Consider the following 16,160-nt stretch of genomic DNA (forward strand, 5'->3'; position numbering starts at 1 on the left):
CGGCGCTCCCCGGACCGCCGACGAGAACTACGCGTCGTCCGCGAGGAGTCGGTCGAGCAGAGCGCCGACGAACGCGAACTCGTCGTCCGTGACGGCGTGGCCGACGCCCTCGTAGACGCGTTCGGTGACGTCGCCGTCGAGCGCGCGGAACGCGGCCGCCGTCTCGTGGACTCGCTCGACGGCCACGTGCCCGTCGCTGTCGCCGCAGCCGAGGAAGACGGGCGCCCCGTCGAGCGTCCCCTCGTACGCCCGCTGCGCGTCCGCGGGGCCGAGCAGTCCGCCGCTCAGCGCGACGACGCCGCCGTACCGCCGCGGGTTCCGGGCCGCGTACTCGCTGGCGAGACAGGCCCCCTGCGAGAACCCGAACAGCACGACGCGCTCGACCGGAACGTCCCAGGCCGCGACGTCGTCGAGTACGTCCCCGACTGCTGCGAGCGCCGACGAGACGTGGGGCTCGTTGCGTTCTACCGGGCCGTACGCGTCGTGTGGGAACCACCGGCTACGCGCGGCCTGTGGCGCAACGAACGTCACGCCGTGACGGTAGAGTGGCTCCGCGAGATTGACGATGCCCTGGGCCGTCGCGCCGCGTCCGTGGAGCGCGACCACCACGACCTCGGCAGCCGACGCGGGTGCGCCCGCCGTGACTACGGGCTGGTCGACGTGCGGATCCGTGCCCTCGCCGTCAGCCACCGGTTCCCTCCCGCGGGAGTTCGAGGGGTGGCAACTGGCGCTCGATCAGTTCGCGGTCCGCGGCGAACTGGTCGGGGAGGGTGAGCGACTCACCCAGCGCTGCGACCTCCTCGTCGACGGTGAGCCCCGGCGACTCAGTCGCCAACTCGAAGAGGATGCCCCCGCCCTCCCGGACGTACAGCGAGTGGAAGAAGTACCGGTCGCGTACGCGGGAGACGTCGTACTCCCGCTCCCTGAAGAGGTCGTGCCACTCGTACAGTTCGTCGACGCTCGCCACGCGGACCGCGACGTGCTGGATGGACCCCCTTCCCTCCCGACCGAACCCAGCCGGTTCGTCGAGGACGTCCACGACCGTCGCGTAGTCGCCGCTCGCCTCGTAGCGAACCCGCGTGCCGGCATCGGTCGCCTCCTCACCGACGAGGTCGAACCCTAGCGTGTCGAGGAGCGCGCCGGTGGTGTACGGGTTCGTCGGGAGCGCGGTGACGCTGTGGACGCAGCGAATCGCGTACTCCTCCGGGACCGCGCCCTGGCGCCACGGTTCGACGGGGGCGTCGCCCTCGACGAGTTCGACGTTCGTGCCGTCCGGGTCCGCGAATCGGAGCACCCGGTCACCGAACCGGCGCTCGGGCTCTCCGGCGTCGACGCCGTGCTCCGCGAGGCGGTCCCGCCAGTACGACAGCGACCCGTGGGGGACGACCAACGCCACCGCTGCAATCTGGGGCTTGCCGACGCGGCCCGGCACCTCGTTCGGGTACGGGAAGCAAGTCAGCACCGTCCCGGGGTCGGCGGTGCCGTTGCCGTAGAACAGGTGGTAGCGGAGCATGTCCTCCTGGTTGACCGTGCGCTTGACGAGGCGGAGGCCGAGCACGCCCACGTAGAAGTCGACGTTCCGCTGGGCCTGTTCGACGAGACCGGTGACGTGGTGGATGCCGGGCGTGTCGGTGAGCATCGAGGACTGGACTCGCCTCCCTCAGAAGCCGACGCCCGTCGAGGCGTCCGGGAGGTCGTTCGGTTCGGCGTCGAGGCCGAGTTCCTCCAGGGCCGCCTTCATGTGCTCGTCCTCCGCGAAGTCGAAGCCGTCCTCCTCGCGGATACGCTGGGCTGTCGCCAGCACCTCGCCGCGGCGGTCGTCGGGGATGTCGTACTTGTCCGCGGACAGCTCGATGATCAGGCCGTTGTTGTCCTGGGTGTACAGCGAGAAGAAGATACCCCGGTCGAAGACGTTGTAGCCGTGGCCGGCGTCGTCGAGGGCCGCCATGACGTCCTCGAAGTCCTCGGCCGCGATGGAGAACGAGAGGTGGTGGACGCCGCCGACCTGCGTGCGGAGGCGGCCCCGGTTCGAGTCCCGGTCGTCGCTGACGAAGACGGTGAGGATGCGCCCGTCGCCGGTGTCGAAGAACAGGTGGGTCTGGGTGGGGTCGTCGAGGTTCGGCTGGCGGAGCACGAGGGGCATCCCGAGCAGGTCGCGGTAGAACGCGATGGTGTCCTCGGCGTTGCTCCCCCAGACGGTGATGTGGTCGGTCCCCGTCGTCCGGAACGGGCTGTCTGGCGCGTCGGCGCTGACGGGAATCTCGTCTGACATACCAGGAGGTAGGCCCCTCGTTCGGATAAGCGCTTGCGGGTGTCCGTGTCCCCCGGTGACGTCGGTGTTATCGCCCCCAAGCGCCACCGCTTTATCGGGGTGGGGCGTAGCCGCAGGCGTGCAAATCGTCGGGTACGAGACGACCCCGGGCGACCGCCCGGCCGCCCTCCGCGTCGCCGTCGACGGTCACGTCGAAGGCGTCCCTCTCGTCGCTGGCACTGAACTCGCGTACACCCTCGGCGAGCGCCACTGCGCGGGCGCGTCGAGCGACGGCAGCCACGAGTCCTGTGACGACCCCGACGCTCCCTACTGCTACGACCACACCTATCGGTGGCCGTGTGCTCGCTGTATCGGGAACTGCGCGATGCCGGTCGACGCCTGCCACGAGGAACACGCCGTCTACCTCGCGGCGTTCGCGCCGGACACGTTCAAGGTGGGGGTGACGCGCACGTGGCGCCTCGACGAACGCCTCCGCGAGCAGGGCGCCGACCGCGCTGCCCACATCCGGACCGTCGAGGACGGCAGGCGCGCGCGGCAGATCGAGTACGGCATCGCGGACGAGATTCCCGACCGCGTGCGCGTCCCGACCAAGATCGGCGGTCTCGACGAGCGCGTCGACGACGCCGCGTGGCGCGCGCTGGTCGAGCAGTACGACCCTATCGAGGAGTTCGACTTCGACTACGGGCTCACCCTCGACAGCCGTCCCGTCGCCGAGACGATGGCCACCGGCACCGTCGTCGGGACGAAGGGTCGCGTCCTCCTGCTCGACCGCGGTGGCACGACGTACGCCGTGGACATGCGCGACCTCGTGGGCTACGACGTCCGCGAGGAGGCCAGCGACCGCGAGGTGCAGTCGAGTCTCGGCGCGTTCTGAGCGACTCCCTACGGCGCGAGCCAGGAAGCCGGCTTTTTTCAGTACGGGTAGCGAACTCGGGGGTATGGCAGACGACGAACCCGACAACGAGGAGGCAGCGGAGCCCCAGGAGACCGAGAGCCAGGAGACCGACGGCGAGGAGAAGTCCTTCCGAGAGCGCGTGAAGGAGATCCGCGAGGAGCGCGCCCAGGAACGCGAGGAGGGCGAGGGCGGCGAGGACCCCCGCGAGCGCATGGAGGAGGCCATGGGCGGTGGCGGCCCCGGCGGCATGGGCGGCGGCGGCAACCCGTTCGCGCAGATGATGGGCGGCATGATGGGCGGCGGTGGCCCCGGTGGCCCCGGCGGCATGGGTGGTCCCGGCCGCGAGGAGAGTGGCGGCGGCACCAGCGAGAAGGCCGAGCGCGAACTCGAGATGCTCCGCAAGGAACTTGAGCGCACGAACAACAAACTCGACCGCATCGCGAACGCCCTCGAAGAGCGATAGTAGCGAGGTAGCCGTTCGATTCTCGTTCGTGGGTTGACTGACTGCTCTCAGCGCCGAGACTCACCAGAAAGCCCGCCACCCCTTTCAGGCTGTTGTCCACCGGGCTACTAGACTCGACGCCGCGAACGAATATAGACGGAAACTACCAGACGGGAACTCACCACAGCGACCGGTAGTGCTCCTCCAGGTCGTCGATGGCGCGTTCGACGCTGACGTCGTCGCGACTGGCCAGGCAGTTCTCCGAGAGGCGGTCGCTCTCGTCGAGCGTGCGCCGGATCGCCGTCCGGAATCCGTCGACGTCGCCGGGTTCGTAGTGGTAGCCGGTCTCGCCGTCGACGATCGTCTCGGAGAGTGCGCCGGCGTTCACGCCCGCGACCGGCGTCCCGCAGGCGTTGGCCTCCAGGGCGACCAGCCCCTCCGTCTCGACGGGGCTCGGGAACGCGAACGCGTCGAGTACGGAGTAGAACGCGGGCAGTTCATCGCGGTCAAGGAAGCCGAGGAAGCGGGCGTCGACGTCGCGCTCGGCGGCCTCGCGTTCGAGTTCCTCGCGGGCAGGGCCGTCGCCGCCGAACACGAGGGTAGCGTCGATGCCCTCGGCGGCCGCGAGCAGGTCGGAGAGTCGCTTCTCGTAGCCGTGGCGGCCGGTGTAGCCGACGAGCGGGCCGTCAGGCAGGTCGTGGCGCGCGCGGAAGTCGTCGCCGTCGGTCGGCCGGAACCACTCGGTGTCGACCCCGTTCTGGAGCGACTCGATCCTGGTAGCGACGCCGAGGTCGCGGACGTGGTCGCGGGTGCGGTCGCTCGGCGTCAGCACGAGGTCCGCACGGTCGAGGAACCACCGCTCCCAGCGTTCGCTCGCGTCGCGAACGAAGCCAGTGACGGCGTCGGGCCCGACGTACTCGGCGTACTCCGCCGTCGGGGTGTGGTACGTGGCGACGAGCGGGACGTCGCACTTCTCGGCGAGGCGCCACGCCGCAACGCCGAGGCCGAACGGCGTGTGCGCGTGGACGACGTCGACGTTCCGGACGCTCGCCGGTGCGCGCGGGACCGCGATACGGTAGCCGTCGTAGAACGGGAACGGGAGGCTGGACACCGGGTACTCGCCGTTCTCGGGGACGTGAGTGGAGCGGGGGTAGACGATGGGCATCTCGCCGCCGCGGGCGTGCCAGCGGTCGCGCCACGTCGAGACGGTGTACGTCACGCCGTTGACCGTCGGCAGGAACGAGTCGGTGAACGCCGCGACGGCGGGGAGGTCGCTCGCCACGCTACCCCTCCACCAGTTCGCGGTAGGTCGTTTCGAGCGCGTCGCCGACTCGTTCGAGGCTGTGTTCCTCGGCCGTCTCCCGGGCGTTCTCGCCGAGGCGCTCGCGCAGTTCCGGGTCGTCGGCGAGGCGTTCGAGGGCCTCGCGGAACTCGGCGAACGTCGAGCACATGAGACAGTCCTCGCCGTCGGTGTAGAACTCCCGGAAGACGTCGATGTCCCGGAGGACCACGGGCTTCCCGCAGGCCATCGCCTCCAGCACCGCGATGCCCTGGTTCTCGACCTTCGCGGGGAACAGGTAGACGTCGCCCGCGCCGAACGCCGAGCGCTTGTCCTCCATGAACCCCGTGAACGTCACGTTCTCCGGCGGGTCGTTCACCCACTTCCTCGTGGCCTTCCCAGCCTGTGGCCCCTCGTCGTACGGGCCGAACCACGCGAAGTCGAAGTCGGTCGTCTGGGCAAGTTCGCAGAACGTCGTCAACCCCTTCCGCTCGAACACCTCGCCGACGGCGTACACGACCATCCCGTCGAGGTCGAAGCGCTCGCGGGTCTCCTCGCGGAACTGCTCGTAGCCGGCCATGCTGTCGACGTCGACGCCGTTGGACATCGGGCGAATGGGCGCCTCGACGGGGTAGGACTCGAGGACGCCCTTCGTGTACTCGCTCGGGCAGAGCACGAGGTCGGCCTGCGAGTAGAACCACCGGAGGTACGGTTCGAGCAGCGGGGCGACAGTCGTCGACCCGCGGAACGACTCCGCGAAGTCCTCCTTGGTCACGTGGGCGTGGAGGACCAGCGGGATGTCGTTTCGCTTCGCGTGGCGGGCGACGGCGACGCTCCCGGGCCCCACGAGGTTGCAGTGGGCGACGTCGTAGTCCGCGAAGTAGCCCTCGCCCGCGAACGCGGTCCCCAGGGACTGCACGGGGTTGCCGGCGCGCCACGGCGACTCCACTACCTCGACGTCCGTCGTCGCGAGGGCCGTCCGCTGCTGGCGGGTCGCAGTGACCATCCCGCCGCGGACGCGGTCCTCGAACTCGAGGTAGTTCAACGCACGCATTACCGGAGCCAATCCAAGCGGGTCCGATAATCCTACCGGAACCGTCTTGTGGGCGACGCGCCCAGCGCGAATATGGGAATCGCGGCGGACCGAATCGACCGACTCGGCGTGCTCGCCCGGGAAGCGGCCCGGGAGGGGGACGCCGAACGCGCTCGCGAGTACGTCCGACTCGCTCGCCGTCTCGCGGAGCGCAACCGTCTCACCCTCCCCCGCGAATTCCGCCGGTTCACCTGCGACGCCTGCGACGCCTACCTGATCCCCGGCCGGAACGCCCGCGTCCGCACCCGCTCGGGCCACGTGGTCGTGACCTGCGACTGCGGCCACCAGGCCAGGTACCCCTACGAGTAGGGGCCCGAACTGCCACGATGTCTAGGTAACAACTTTCAATGCCTCTGCGCCGCAAGAGCGGGTAGGAATGTCCGAGGACCTAGCCAAAAAAGCACACGAGGCCGACGTCACCGTCTGGGTGGGGAAGGCGGGCGTCGACTCCGTCACCGAGGAACTCGCCGACCAGTTGCAGGACCGCGACGTGGTGAAGGTGAAGTTCCTGCGGTCGGCCCGCGGCAGCGAGGAGACGGCGGACCTGGCCGACAAGCTCGCCGAACAGACCGGCAGCGAGATCGTCGACGTCCGCGGTAACACGGCGGTCTACAGGTAATGCCAGTGGACCCGTTGCCGTTCGTCGAAGACGTCGTCCCGCAGTACGCCGTCGGGATCACCCAGCTGGTGTACTTCGTGGTGTCGTTCGCCGCGGTCTACCTGCTCGGGCGCGCCGTCGTGAGACCGCTGTTCGACCGCGTGCTCGAACGCCGCGACCTCGACACGCACGCGCGCCGACCGCTCCAGAAGGTCGTCAACATCGCCGTCGTCTTCGCCGCCATCTCGGTGGCGTTCGGCTTCGCGGACTACGGCGACTTCCTGACGAGTCTCGCGACCATCGCGGCGGCCGCGACGCTCGCCATCGGGTTCGCGATGCAGGACGTCATCGCGAACTTCGTCGCCGGCGTGTTCATTTACACCGACGAGCCGTTCCGCATCGACGACTGGATCGAGTGGGACGACCACTCGGGCGTCGTCGAGGACATCAGCCTCCGCGTCACTCGCGTCCGCACGTTCGACAACGAACTACTGACGGTGCCGAACTCGCAGCTCACCGACGGCGTCATCAAGAACCCGGTGGCCAAAGAGCAGTTGCGCCAGCAGTTCCTCTTCGGCATCGGCTACGACGACGATATCGACGAGGCCACCGAGATCATCGTCGAGGAGGCCGAGAACCACGACGAGATCCTCGACGACCCGCCAGTCTCCGTTCGTCTGACCGAACTCGGTGACTCCTACGTCGGCCTGAAGAGTCGGTTCTGGATCGACAACCCCTCCCGCTCGGACTTCGTGAAGACCCGGAGCACGTACGTCCAGCGGGTCAAGGAGCGCTTCGACGAGGCGGGCATCGACATCCCGTACCCGATCCGGACGCTCGACGGCGAGGTCGAACTCTCCCAGTCGCCGAGCGCGGGGCAACTCGGCGGTTCCGCCGGCGTCGAACAGCTCGACGGGTAGTACGGTTCGGCGCGTCCGCGCGGCCGGTCAGTCTATCGATTTCTCCATGCACGTCGCCGAACGCGGACAGTGGTCGGCGAACAGCGTCGTCTCCTGGATGCGCGGGGGGACAGTGTCCCGGTCGGTCACGTCGAACCCGCGCGCCCGGAAGAACGCCGGCGCAGTCGTCGTCAGCAGGTAGAGCGCGTTCGCGCCGTTCTCCACGGCGACCGTCTCCAGTTCGTCGCACAGCGCCGTCCCGTATCCCTCCGAGCGGTGTGCTTCCGCGATCACGAGCGACCGGAGGAGGGCCGCCGTGCCGTACAGTTCGATGCCGCCGGCAGCGACGACGGTCTCGTCGACGCAACCGACGAAGAACTGCCCGGGACTCTCCCCGAGGTCGTCGTGCGGGAGGTCGTTGTCCGCCAGCAGGGTCGCGACGCGGTTGAGGTCCGACGCGTCGGCCTCCCGGACGGTAAGCGAGGCGTCAGCAGGCATCGCAGGTCGGCGTCCAGGCGACGGTGACGCGGACGGTGCCGGGGAGGTCGAACGCGAGGCCCTTACAGTTCCTGACGCAGCGAGCCAGGCGGTGAGCGCGTCGCGTACCGACGGCGACGACCGAGGCTGCGGCGAAGACCACGGCCGCGGTCAGCGGGGCGCTCGCCGCCCAGAGCAACAGCGGTATCGCTGCCGCCATCGCGTAGCTCACGGCGATTCCGTACCAGGTTACTCGTCCGTACGTCGTCCGTTCTTCGGGGTCGGGTGATTGGTGCATCGTAGGTAGCTCCGTTCTCTGTGTTCGTGGGGTGGTCGTCCGTTCGTGCGGTCGCTACGCTGTCGGTTTCTCGGCTTCGATGGTCGCGGAGACGACGTAGTCGCTGGGTTCCCGGTCGGCGTCGAACTCGCGGTCGACGTCGTCGCCGTCCGCGTCGAGTTCGACGGAGACGTCGGAGAACCCCGCGTCCGCGAGCATCGCCTCGAGCGCCGGTGGCGTGGTCGCGCCGCCGACGCACCCGGCGATCGTGTCCAGGTCGGTCTGGTACTCCGCCGGGAGGTCGGCCGTCAACACCAGGTCCGAGATGGCGAGGCGGCCGCCCGGACGGAGGACGCGGTAGGCCTCCCGGAACACCTGTGGTTTCTCCGGCGAGAGGTTGACGACGCAGTTCGAGAGGACGACGTCGACGGACTCGTCGGCGACCGGCAGGTGTTCGATCTCGCCGAGTCGGAACTCGACGTTCCCCGCGTCGTTGTTCGCGGCGTTCTCCCGCGCCCGCTCGACCATCTCCGGGGTCATGTCGACGCCGACGACGCTGCCAGCGGAGCCGACCTGTCGGGCCGCCAGGAAGCAGTCGAAGCCGCCGCCGGACCCGAGGTCGAGGACGCGTTCGCCCTCCTCGAGGCTCGCGATGGCGGTCGGGTTCCCACAGCCCAGTCCGAGATTCGCTCCCGGTTCGACGGCCGACAGGTCGTCCTCTGAGTAGCCGATATCCCGGGCCGTTCGCTCCGGCTCGTCGGTCGACGCGTCGCCACAGCAGCCACACGAGTCGGTCGCGGCATCGGCGTACCGCTGCCGAACCGCGGTCCGCTGTGTCGCGGCGTCGACGCCGTCGCTGGTCTGCGCGTCGTCAGTCATGCTCCCCTCCTCTCGTCTCGTCGAGGACGCCGAGGATGCGTTCGGCTCGGGGCGTCGCGGTGTAGTACCGCCAGCGCCCCTCCTTCCGTCTGTCGACCAGCCCGGCGCCGAACAGTCGCGAGAGCGCCTGGCTCACCGCGCTCTGGCTCACGCCGAGCGCCGGCTCCAGTTCGCAGACGCAGACTGCGTGCTCCGCGTCGGCGATGAGCCGGAGGGTCTCGTAGCGCGTGTCGTTGCCGAGCGCTGCCAGCGTGTCGACGTCGGCCGCGACCGCTCGCTCCGGGAGCTGGTGGCCGACCGAACAACAGCCGGGCGCCGGTCGGTCCGTCTCGTCAGCCGCGTCGGGGGTGGGTTCCTGCTGCGCCATTTTAGCGTATTCTAATATTAAGGTACCGTAATATAATAGTTCGGGTCGACTGCTCGGGGTGGACGTGAGTGGAACTCCCGACTAGCCCTTCTGGAAGAAGTGGTCGACGGGTCGCTTCGAGGGCGAGCCCGGGGCTCGCGTACAGTACGGCGGCAGTATGAGTGTGGACAGCCGGGGTCGCCCGGTGTTCCCGCCCGGGTAGTCCCGGTCGCCTTCTCCACCCCGCGACCCTTCGAGCGACGGACGTTCGGTGCTCCGCTGCTCACTTCCGTGCCTGACGGAGTGGCACCGACGAACCGCGACGACGACGCCCTTGCAGGCGCGCGCCGCGGACCGCCGTCCCCGAAGGACGAGGCTTCCACGTTGGCTCCCGGGGCCCGGACGCGTCTACCGGACTCCCCTGGTGTTCGGCCCCCGCTGATGACTATCTCGCGGGTTGCGGGCGGGGCCAAACCGCCCGGCCTAGTCCAGTTCGTCATTACTCACACCCTCATAAGGACCTTTCGGGTCGCGAAGACGTTCATTGGTAACGTGTAGCGAGTTAACACTTTACTCGTGCGGCGGAAACCGCCAGATATGGCCGGGCTACCCGACCACTACGCGACGACGCGCGAGGAGTTCGACTACGACCGACCTGACGTCGACGTCGGTTCGCTACCGGCGTCGCTCGTCGAGCGCGCGTTCGCGGCGACGACGGACGTGACGGCCCTCCAGCGCGCGGACGAGCGGGAGACGCTGTTCGTGGCGAGTGCGGGCCTGACGGGGACGCCACACGTCGGCACCGTCGCACAGATGTTCGCCGTCAAACGCCTGCACGAGGCCGGCTTCGACACCGAGTTCCTCGTCGCGGACTACGAGAAGTACGCCGACAGCGGCCGCGACCTCGAGGTCCTCCGGGACCTCGCCGAGGACTACACGACGTTCCTCGACCGCATCGGCTACGAGGGGCACGTGCGGACGCAGTACGACGCGGTCGACGTGATGCACACGGCGTTCCGGCTGGCGCCGTGGTTCGAGTTCGAGTCGGACCTCAGCTTCGACGTGGAACCGACCGAGTGGGTCGAAGCCGTCCGGGAGGCCTACGAGGCCGACCAGGTCGACCACGCCGACGCCACCGGCAGCACCGCGTTCGCCAGCCGACTCACCGGCCTGCTCTGTCTCGCGGACTTCGTGCACCCGACGCTCGCAGACGGCTACGACCAGACCGTCTTCGTGCTCGGCGTCGACGAGCACGCGCTGGTGCTCGCCAACGAGTACTACCTCGAGGACACGCCGTTCGAGCCGGCGTTCGAGGGACTATTCACGCGGATGGTCCCCGGCCTGGACGGCTACCCGAAGATGGCGAAGACGATTCCGGGGTCGGCCATCACGATGGACATGGCGCCCGAGCGCGTCGACGACCTCGTCCACGAGGCCGCCGAAGGCGGGGCCAGTCCCGGGGAGTCGACGGTGTTCCAGATGATGTGTCTCGTCTCGGCGTACGACGCCGACCGCCTCACCGACCTGGAGGCCGCCTGCCGCGACGGCGGCGAGGCGTGGGACGCCGCCGTCGACGAGTACGCGAGCTACCTCGCCGACGTGGCCGGGAAGTGGCCCGAGCGATAGGGAAACTGTCATCCCGTCAGCCGCGCTAGGCTCCCCCATGGGATTCGGTTCGACCGCGAAGAAACTCCAGCGAGTCACCGACGTCGCGGACAAACTGTACGAACGGTTCGAGAAACTCCGCGAGCAGGTCAACGAACTCACCGGCACCGTCGAGGAGACCAACGACCGGGTGGCCGTCCTCGAGACGGAACTCGCCGAGCAGCGCGCGCTCCTCGAAGCACTCGCCGCGGAGTACGACGTCGACGTCGAGGACGTTACTGCTGACGCCGCGGTCGCGGGAGCCGCCGGCGGTGCCACGGACGCGACGGTCGAGGCGAGCGACGACGGCACCACGGATGGCAACGACTAAAGAACGCCGGCAAGAATTACGGCGGTAATGACCACCCACGGGAGGCCGCTGGACTCGGTGCTCGACACAATCGGGGAAACGCCGCTCGTGCGGGTGCAGGCCGCCCCCAACGACGTGCCGGTGTACGCGAAACTGGAGTCGTTCAACCCCGGCGCGAGCGTGAAAGACCGCATCGGACTGTACATGCTCGAAGCGATGCTCGAATCCGGCGAACTCCCGGCGGGCGGCACCGTCATCGAGCCGACCGCCGGCAACACCGGCATCGGGTTCGCCGTCGCCGCCGGCCAGCTCGGCGTCGACGCCGTCTTCGTCGTGCCCGAGCGCTTCAGCGTCGAGAAGCAGACGCTGATGGACGCGCTCGGCGCCGAGGTCATCAACACGCCCACAGAGGACGGGATGGGTGGCGCAATCCAGCGCGCCCACGAACTCGCCGAGGAACTCGACGACGCCGTCGTCCCCCAGCAGTTCTCGAACCCACTGAACGTGGAGGCCCACTACGAACTCACCGGCCCGGAGATCCACGACGCCCTCGACGGCGAGGTCGGTGCTGTCGTCGCCGGCTGTGGCACCGCGGGGACGCTCATGGGAACCGGGCGGTACCTCCGCGAACACGCCCCCGACCTCCACGTCACGGCAGTCGAGCCGTCCGGGTCGCTGTACTCCCGGATGCTCGGCCGGGACGTCGAGGAAGGGTCGTACAAGACCGAGGGGATCGGCACCCACGACCCCGCGACGAACGAACTGTTCGACCCCGAGTTCGTCGACGACGTCGTCCAGATTCCCGACCGCGACACCCACGCCGAGATGCAGCGCCTCGCCCGGGAGGAGGGCCAGCTCGTCGCGTCGAGCTCCGCCGCGAACAGCCTCGCCGCCCTCGACGTCGCCGAACGCGCGGCAGCGGGAGAGATCGACCTCCCACACGACTGCGTGGTGACGGTGTTCCCGGACTCCAGCGAGCGCTACCTCTCGAAGGGCGTCTACGGCGACTACGAGGAGTGGGAGGGCTGAGTCAGGCCTTCAGCCGTCGGTGCTCGACCTTCATACATTTGTCCTGGACGACGCGTATCCCAGCGTCCTCCGCCCGCTTCGCCGCATCGTCGTCGCCGATGCCGAGTTGCGTCCAGACCACGTCGACGTCGTCGCGTTCGATCGCCTCGTCGACGATGCCGGCGACCTCCTCGCTCGGACGGAACACGTCCACGATGTCGACCTCGTCCTCGACGTCCGCCAGCGAGTCGTACGCCTTCCGGTCGAATATCTCGTCGGCGAACGGGTTGACGGGGATCATGTCGTAGCCGTGGTCGCGGAGGTACGCCGGGATCTCGTGGGCGTCCTTCCCGGGTGTGTTCGAACAGCCGACTACGGCGACGTGTTCGTAGTCGAGTATCTCGGTCAGTTCGTCGTCTGAGTCGACGGGCATACGACGGCTACGTGGCGAACGGCGAAAAAAGTAGAGGACGACCTACAGGCTGCGCCAGTCCGTACCGCCGTCGACGCCCATCAGGCGGCCCTCGAAGTCGCCGCCGTCGTCCTCCCGGACCGTGACGATGCCGTCGAACAACTGCTTGAGCGTGCTGACGGTCTGCTCGTCGTGTGCGCTGGAGTCGATGACGAAGACGCCGAGAGCGTCCGCGCTCTGGACGCGGCCCGTGAACACGTGGAGGAACCGGAACACCGTCTGGAGGTCCGAGTACATCAGCAGCGTCGACAGCGAGTGCAGCAGGATGCGGTTGCGCGTGAGCCCCCGCTTCTGGTAGAGTGCGCGCAGCAGCTCCGAGAGCTCGATACCGATGCCGGTGAGGTCGACGGGCGAGGAGGCGTACCGGACGAGTTCGGACTCCGTCGTGCTCCCCATCCCCTGCTGTTTCGTGACGCAGTCGACGATGCCGACCGTCGGGTCGATGTCGCCCGCGAGTTCGGCGAAGTCCTCGGCGACGCGGTCGGCGTTGTCCTTCGTCGTGACGAAGATCGACCCTTCGCCGTTGCGCGCGCCGGCCTCCAGGATGCGGAAGCCCAGCGCACGCTTGCCGCTCATCGGGGGCCCCTCGATCAGGACGTTGGTCCCCGCATCGACCTCGACGTCGGAGAAGGCCGCACCGAGTTCGTACATGTCGCTACCCCTCGCCTCCGGACTGCAACAGGGGGTGGCGGACTCCAGAGTGTTGCTCCCCCGCGCTCATCTGCCATGAAGATACGCCGATTCGCTTATATTCCTTTTGATTGCCTGGGTTACGCCGCCGCGACCCGCCCCACGACGAAGGCGACCGCCGCCACGAACGTCCCCGCCTTCAGCAGTTTCTGGCCGCGTTCGGGGTCCGCGAAGCTCCGGTAGGCGGCTAGCAGCATCACCGCGTCCGCGGGCGCGACGGCGACGAGATACCAGATTCCGAAGGTACCCAGCAGGTACGGGAGCGGGCTGGCGGCGACGGCGAGGACGAGCAACACCGCGCCGAGGACGAGCGCCCGCCGCTCGCCGATGGCGATGGGGAGCGTGTTCAGTCCTTCCTCGCGGTCTCCTTCGAGGTCCTCGACGTCCTTGATGACCTCGCGAGTGAACGTCGAGAGCGCGGCGAGCACCGCGAGCACGCCCCCGGCGAGCGGTTCGCCGACGGCGGCGGCGCCGAACAGGAACGTGCTCCCGACGAGGTAGGCGACGAGCGCGTTCCCCGCACCTGGCAGGCCCTTGAAGTACTCCGTATACGTGACGAGGCCGGCGAGGTTGACCGCGGCGATGCCGAGAGCGAGCGGCGGCAGCAGCACGGCGAGGGCGATGGCGCCGACGAACAGCACGACGCTGAACGCGAGCGCGCCGCGAGGCGAGACGGCGCCCCGCGGGATCGCCCGTTCGGGGTCGTTGATGCGGTCGATGTCCCGGTCGTAGTAGTCGTTGATGGCCATCCCGGCGGCCGTCGCGAACCACGTCGCCCCGACGGCGGCCGCCGTCGCCGTCGGCTGGTCGAACGCGCCGCCCGCGACGAACGCGCCGATGAACGTGAGCGCACCCGCCGCGACGGTGTTCGTCGGCCGCGTGAGTTCGAGGAGGCCGCGCGCCGTGGCCGCGACTGTCATGAACTCGCCTTGGTCGACCACCCGGCATAAAGGAGACGATACGCGAGAACGAGCGAAACCGACTTCCCGGTCCGCGTCAACGTGCGGACGATACCCTCCGGCCCGCGCAGCGCCGCTCTCGCCGTCCTCGCCGCCGTTGCACTCCTCACGAGTGCGGCCCTCGGTGGTGTGGGTATCGCCGGCGCCGCCGACGCCTCCGGGGATTCAACCACCCCCACGAGTCCCGGCGACGAGCCTAGCGCGGCCACCCACCTCGGTTCGGCCGCGACCCAACAGGACAACGAGTCCGTCTGCTCGTTCGACCACCCGTCGTGGCGCGCGCCACAGCTGCTCGCCGGCGTCCGCATCCAGGGCGAGCAGGCGTGTCGGCCCGACGACCCGAACGTCGTCGCCGCGGCCGTCGCCGCGCTGCTCGCCACCCGCCGGTGACGGTGCCGAATCACGAGGTTTAAAACTGCCCTCCGTGTACGAACGGATGCCGGGCGCTTAGCTCAGCTTGGACAGAGTACCTGGCTTCGGACCAGGCTGTCGCGGGTTCAAATCCTGCAGCGCCCATACTTCTGACGACGAGCGGGGCGAGGAGTCGAATCTGAGCCGAGGGATACAGACCACGAGAACCCGCTCGGCGAGCGTGAACGTGCGAAGCAGTGGCAGGAATCGGCCTCCACTGGTGGCGGCATGACCCAGCGCAGGCGATTCCGTGGTGGTTATTTCACACGAGCAGATTCCGGAGCGTCAGGACGAGGAAGATCGCGATCACCGCCTCGGAGATGACCCACGAGTTGTCGTTCATCCAGTCGCGGACTTCCGGGAGCGCGGCCTCGGCTCGCTTCCCGAGCAGGAACACCCCGAGCGACGGAAGCGCCAGGAGGAAGAGCGTGAGCAGGACGAATCCCGCCGCGTCCGTAACCGGGGCACCGTCGGCCGCGAGGTAGGTTCCGACGCTAATCGAGGTGACGATGTTGGTCGGGAAAACCCCCAGGAGGAGGAGCCCGAGTCGGAACGAGAACGGCGGCGCCGCGCTGGTCAACTCACCCATCCACTCCGGGGGCTCCGACACCGCTCGTTTCCGGTAGGTCGATACCGCAGCGTAGAGGAGAAAGACGAGGACGGCGACGTAGAGGAGCTGTCGTGCACTCGCACCTAGCAGGCTGCCGCCACCACCACCGAAACTGTTCCCGAGGAGGTACGCGACGCTGACGACGAGGCTGATAGAGATGGCCGCACCGAGGACGTAGGCCGTGGAGTTCGCCCGCCACCGCTCGCTCGTAGAGAGGAAGATCGAGGAGAGAATCTGTGGGCCTGCGATCATCACGATGGCCAGCGGGAGAACTTCGACGAAGCTCATCGTTCGTACTCACCGTGGGTCGATCCGTCCAGCCGTTCGAGACCTCCGTCTCGGTAGGCGATGTACGGCATTATTGTGGTGGTCTGCACTAGAGTTGTAGGTCGCCCAAGGCAATTAATGATGTACCCCCGGAGAACGTGTGCGATTACCAGCGACTCGTAATCAGCAGTCGAGTTCGACCCACTCTCGATAGTTGACTAACTGTTCTCGACAGACAACGAGACAACCCGGGAGCACTGTGGTACCCGCTCCTCCTGTTCTGAACGTCCGTCCCTTTCGCAGCGCAGTTGGAACTCACGCCGAATCTGCAC

At 68.4% G+C, this 16,160-nt stretch carries 22 protein-coding genes, 1 tRNA gene and 1 other RNA gene; 10 read left to right on the top strand and 14 right to left on the bottom strand.

Annotated features, from left to right (window positions below):
• Positions 1-27: 27 nt before the first annotated feature.
• Genes LT965_RS12920 through LT965_RS12930 form a run of 3 tightly spaced genes read right to left on the bottom strand, consistent with a single transcriptional unit; the run spans position 28 to position 2,272 of the window.
• Complete coding sequence (locus LT965_RS12920; protein ID WP_232701218.1) at positions 28-690, bottom strand: alpha/beta hydrolase; 663 nt, start codon at positions 688-690, stop codon at positions 28-30.
• Positions 683-1,639, bottom strand: a complete 957-nt coding sequence (locus LT965_RS12925; protein WP_232701219.1) for a VOC family protein — start codon at positions 1,637-1,639, stop codon at positions 683-685. Before LT965_RS12925 ends, LT965_RS12920 begins: the two co-directional genes overlap by 8 nt.
• Before the next feature lie 21 nt (positions 1,640-1,660).
• On the bottom strand, positions 1,661-2,272 hold the full coding sequence (locus tag LT965_RS12930) for a VOC family protein (RefSeq protein ID WP_232701220.1): 612 nt from the start codon (positions 2,270-2,272) through the stop codon (positions 1,661-1,663).
• Positions 2,273-2,390: 118 nt separating this feature from the next.
• On the opposite strand from LT965_RS12930, the gene LT965_RS12935 reads away from it, so the two are divergent.
• Together LT965_RS12935 and LT965_RS12940 are read left to right on the top strand one after the other, a co-directional pair.
• On the top strand, positions 2,391-3,146 hold the full coding sequence (locus tag LT965_RS12935) for a DUF2797 domain-containing protein (protein ID WP_232701221.1): 756 nt from the start codon (positions 2,391-2,393) through the stop codon (positions 3,144-3,146).
• A 64-nt stretch (positions 3,147-3,210) separates the two neighbouring features.
• Positions 3,211-3,630: a hypothetical protein gene (locus tag LT965_RS12940; RefSeq protein ID WP_232701222.1), complete on the top strand. Its 420-nt coding sequence runs from the start codon at positions 3,211-3,213 to the stop codon at positions 3,628-3,630.
• 157 nt (positions 3,631-3,787) lie between these two features.
• Here the strand turns inward: LT965_RS12940 and LT965_RS12945 are convergent, their stop codons facing one another.
• Positions 3,788-4,891, bottom strand: coding sequence for a glycosyltransferase (locus LT965_RS12945; RefSeq protein WP_232701223.1), 1,104 nt, complete (start codon positions 4,889-4,891; stop codon positions 3,788-3,790).
• A gap of 1 nt (position 4,892) precedes the next feature.
• Positions 4,893-5,942 carry a glycosyltransferase family 4 protein gene (locus tag LT965_RS12950; protein WP_232701224.1) on the bottom strand — a complete coding sequence of 350 codons (1,050 nt, stop codon included), beginning with the start codon at positions 5,940-5,942 and terminating at the stop codon, positions 4,893-4,895.
• A gap of 72 nt (positions 5,943-6,014) precedes the next feature.
• Here LT965_RS12950 and LT965_RS12955 point away from each other — a divergent pair, with 72 nt between their 5' ends.
• From LT965_RS12955 to LT965_RS12965, 3 genes are all read left to right on the top strand, one after another.
• Positions 6,015-6,290 (top strand): ribonuclease P protein component 4, encoded by a 276-nt coding sequence (locus LT965_RS12955; protein WP_232701225.1) that lies wholly within the window; start codon positions 6,015-6,017, stop codon positions 6,288-6,290.
• A gap of 67 nt (positions 6,291-6,357) precedes the next feature.
• Positions 6,358-6,600: a YhbY family RNA-binding protein gene (locus LT965_RS12960; RefSeq protein ID WP_232701226.1), complete on the top strand. Its 243-nt coding sequence runs from the start codon at positions 6,358-6,360 to the stop codon at positions 6,598-6,600.
• The gene (locus LT965_RS12965) at positions 6,600-7,499 is read left to right on the top strand and encodes a mechanosensitive ion channel family protein (protein WP_232701227.1); all 900 of its coding nucleotides are present in this window, start codon (positions 6,600-6,602) and stop codon (positions 7,497-7,499) included. The genes LT965_RS12960 and LT965_RS12965 overlap by 1 nt, the downstream gene beginning before the upstream one ends.
• A 27-nt stretch (positions 7,500-7,526) precedes the next feature.
• Here LT965_RS12965 and arsN2 read toward each other — a convergent pair whose 3' ends face one another.
• The 5 genes from arsN2 to ffs all read right to left on the bottom strand — a co-directional run bounded on the left by arsN2 (position 7,527) and on the right by ffs (position 9,951).
• Positions 7,527-7,976, bottom strand: coding sequence for an arsenic resistance N-acetyltransferase ArsN2 (gene arsN2 / locus LT965_RS12970; protein ID WP_232701228.1), 450 nt, complete (start codon positions 7,974-7,976; stop codon positions 7,527-7,529).
• Positions 7,966-8,253, bottom strand: coding sequence for a hypothetical protein (locus LT965_RS12975; RefSeq protein WP_232701229.1), 288 nt, complete (start codon positions 8,251-8,253; stop codon positions 7,966-7,968). The genes arsN2 and LT965_RS12975 overlap by 11 nt, the downstream gene beginning before the upstream one ends.
• Positions 8,254-8,307: 54 nt before the next feature.
• Complete coding sequence (gene arsM / locus LT965_RS12980) at positions 8,308-9,111, bottom strand: arsenite methyltransferase (RefSeq protein WP_232701230.1); 804 nt, start codon at positions 9,109-9,111, stop codon at positions 8,308-8,310.
• Positions 9,104-9,478 carry an ArsR/SmtB family transcription factor gene (locus LT965_RS12985; protein WP_232701231.1) on the bottom strand — a complete coding sequence of 125 codons (375 nt, stop codon included), beginning with the start codon at positions 9,476-9,478 and terminating at the stop codon, positions 9,104-9,106. Before LT965_RS12985 ends, arsM begins: the two co-directional genes overlap by 8 nt.
• 161 nt (positions 9,479-9,639) lie before the next feature.
• Positions 9,640-9,951: signal recognition particle sRNA (gene ffs / locus LT965_RS12990), an RNA gene on the bottom strand.
• A gap of 103 nt (positions 9,952-10,054) precedes the next feature.
• Between ffs and LT965_RS12995 the strand changes: the two genes are divergently transcribed.
• From LT965_RS12995 to LT965_RS13005, 3 genes are read left to right on the top strand one after another with little or no spacing between them, the layout of a single operon-like run.
• The gene (locus LT965_RS12995) at positions 10,055-11,083 is read left to right on the top strand and encodes a nucleotidyl transferase family protein (RefSeq protein WP_232701232.1); all 1,029 of its coding nucleotides are present in this window, start codon (positions 10,055-10,057) and stop codon (positions 11,081-11,083) included.
• Positions 11,084-11,120: 37 nt separating this feature from the next.
• Positions 11,121-11,432: a DUF5798 family protein gene (locus LT965_RS13000; RefSeq protein ID WP_232701233.1), complete on the top strand. Its 312-nt coding sequence runs from the start codon at positions 11,121-11,123 to the stop codon at positions 11,430-11,432.
• 27 nt (positions 11,433-11,459) lie between these two features.
• Positions 11,460-12,440, top strand: a complete 981-nt coding sequence (locus LT965_RS13005; protein ID WP_232701234.1) for a PLP-dependent cysteine synthase family protein — start codon at positions 11,460-11,462, stop codon at positions 12,438-12,440.
• A 1-nt stretch (position 12,441) separates the two neighbouring features.
• Here LT965_RS13005 and LT965_RS13010 read toward each other — a convergent pair whose 3' ends face one another.
• The 3 genes from LT965_RS13010 to LT965_RS13020 form a co-directional block, all read right to left on the bottom strand.
• A complete protein-coding gene (locus tag LT965_RS13010; protein WP_232701235.1) occupies positions 12,442-12,852 on the bottom strand; it encodes a CoA-binding protein in 411 nt (136 codons plus the stop codon).
• Between the two features lie 42 nt (positions 12,853-12,894).
• Complete coding sequence (locus LT965_RS13015; RefSeq protein WP_232701236.1) at positions 12,895-13,542, bottom strand: RAD55 family ATPase; 648 nt, start codon at positions 13,540-13,542, stop codon at positions 12,895-12,897.
• Positions 13,543-13,661: 119 nt separating this feature from the next.
• Positions 13,662-14,501 (bottom strand): geranylgeranylglycerol-phosphate geranylgeranyltransferase, encoded by an 840-nt coding sequence (locus LT965_RS13020; RefSeq protein WP_232701237.1) that lies wholly within the window; start codon positions 14,499-14,501, stop codon positions 13,662-13,664.
• An 81-nt stretch (positions 14,502-14,582) separates the two neighbouring features.
• Between LT965_RS13020 and LT965_RS13025 the strand changes: the two genes are divergently transcribed.
• Together LT965_RS13025 and LT965_RS13030 are read left to right on the top strand one after the other, a co-directional pair.
• Positions 14,583-14,930 (top strand): hypothetical protein, encoded by a 348-nt coding sequence (locus LT965_RS13025; protein WP_232701238.1) that lies wholly within the window; start codon positions 14,583-14,585, stop codon positions 14,928-14,930.
• A gap of 51 nt (positions 14,931-14,981) precedes the next feature.
• A tRNA-Arg gene (locus LT965_RS13030) sits at positions 14,982-15,056 on the top strand.
• 157 nt (positions 15,057-15,213) lie between these two features.
• Here the strand turns inward: LT965_RS13030 and LT965_RS13035 are convergent.
• Positions 15,214-15,849 (bottom strand): GAP family protein, encoded by a 636-nt coding sequence (locus LT965_RS13035; protein WP_232701239.1) that lies wholly within the window; start codon positions 15,847-15,849, stop codon positions 15,214-15,216.
• Positions 15,850-16,160: the final 311 nt, after the last annotated feature.

This window comes from Halobacterium wangiae, from assembly GCF_021249345.1.
In the GTDB taxonomy this organism is placed as follows: Archaea; Halobacteriota; Halobacteria; order Halobacteriales; family Halobacteriaceae; genus Halobacterium; species Halobacterium wangiae.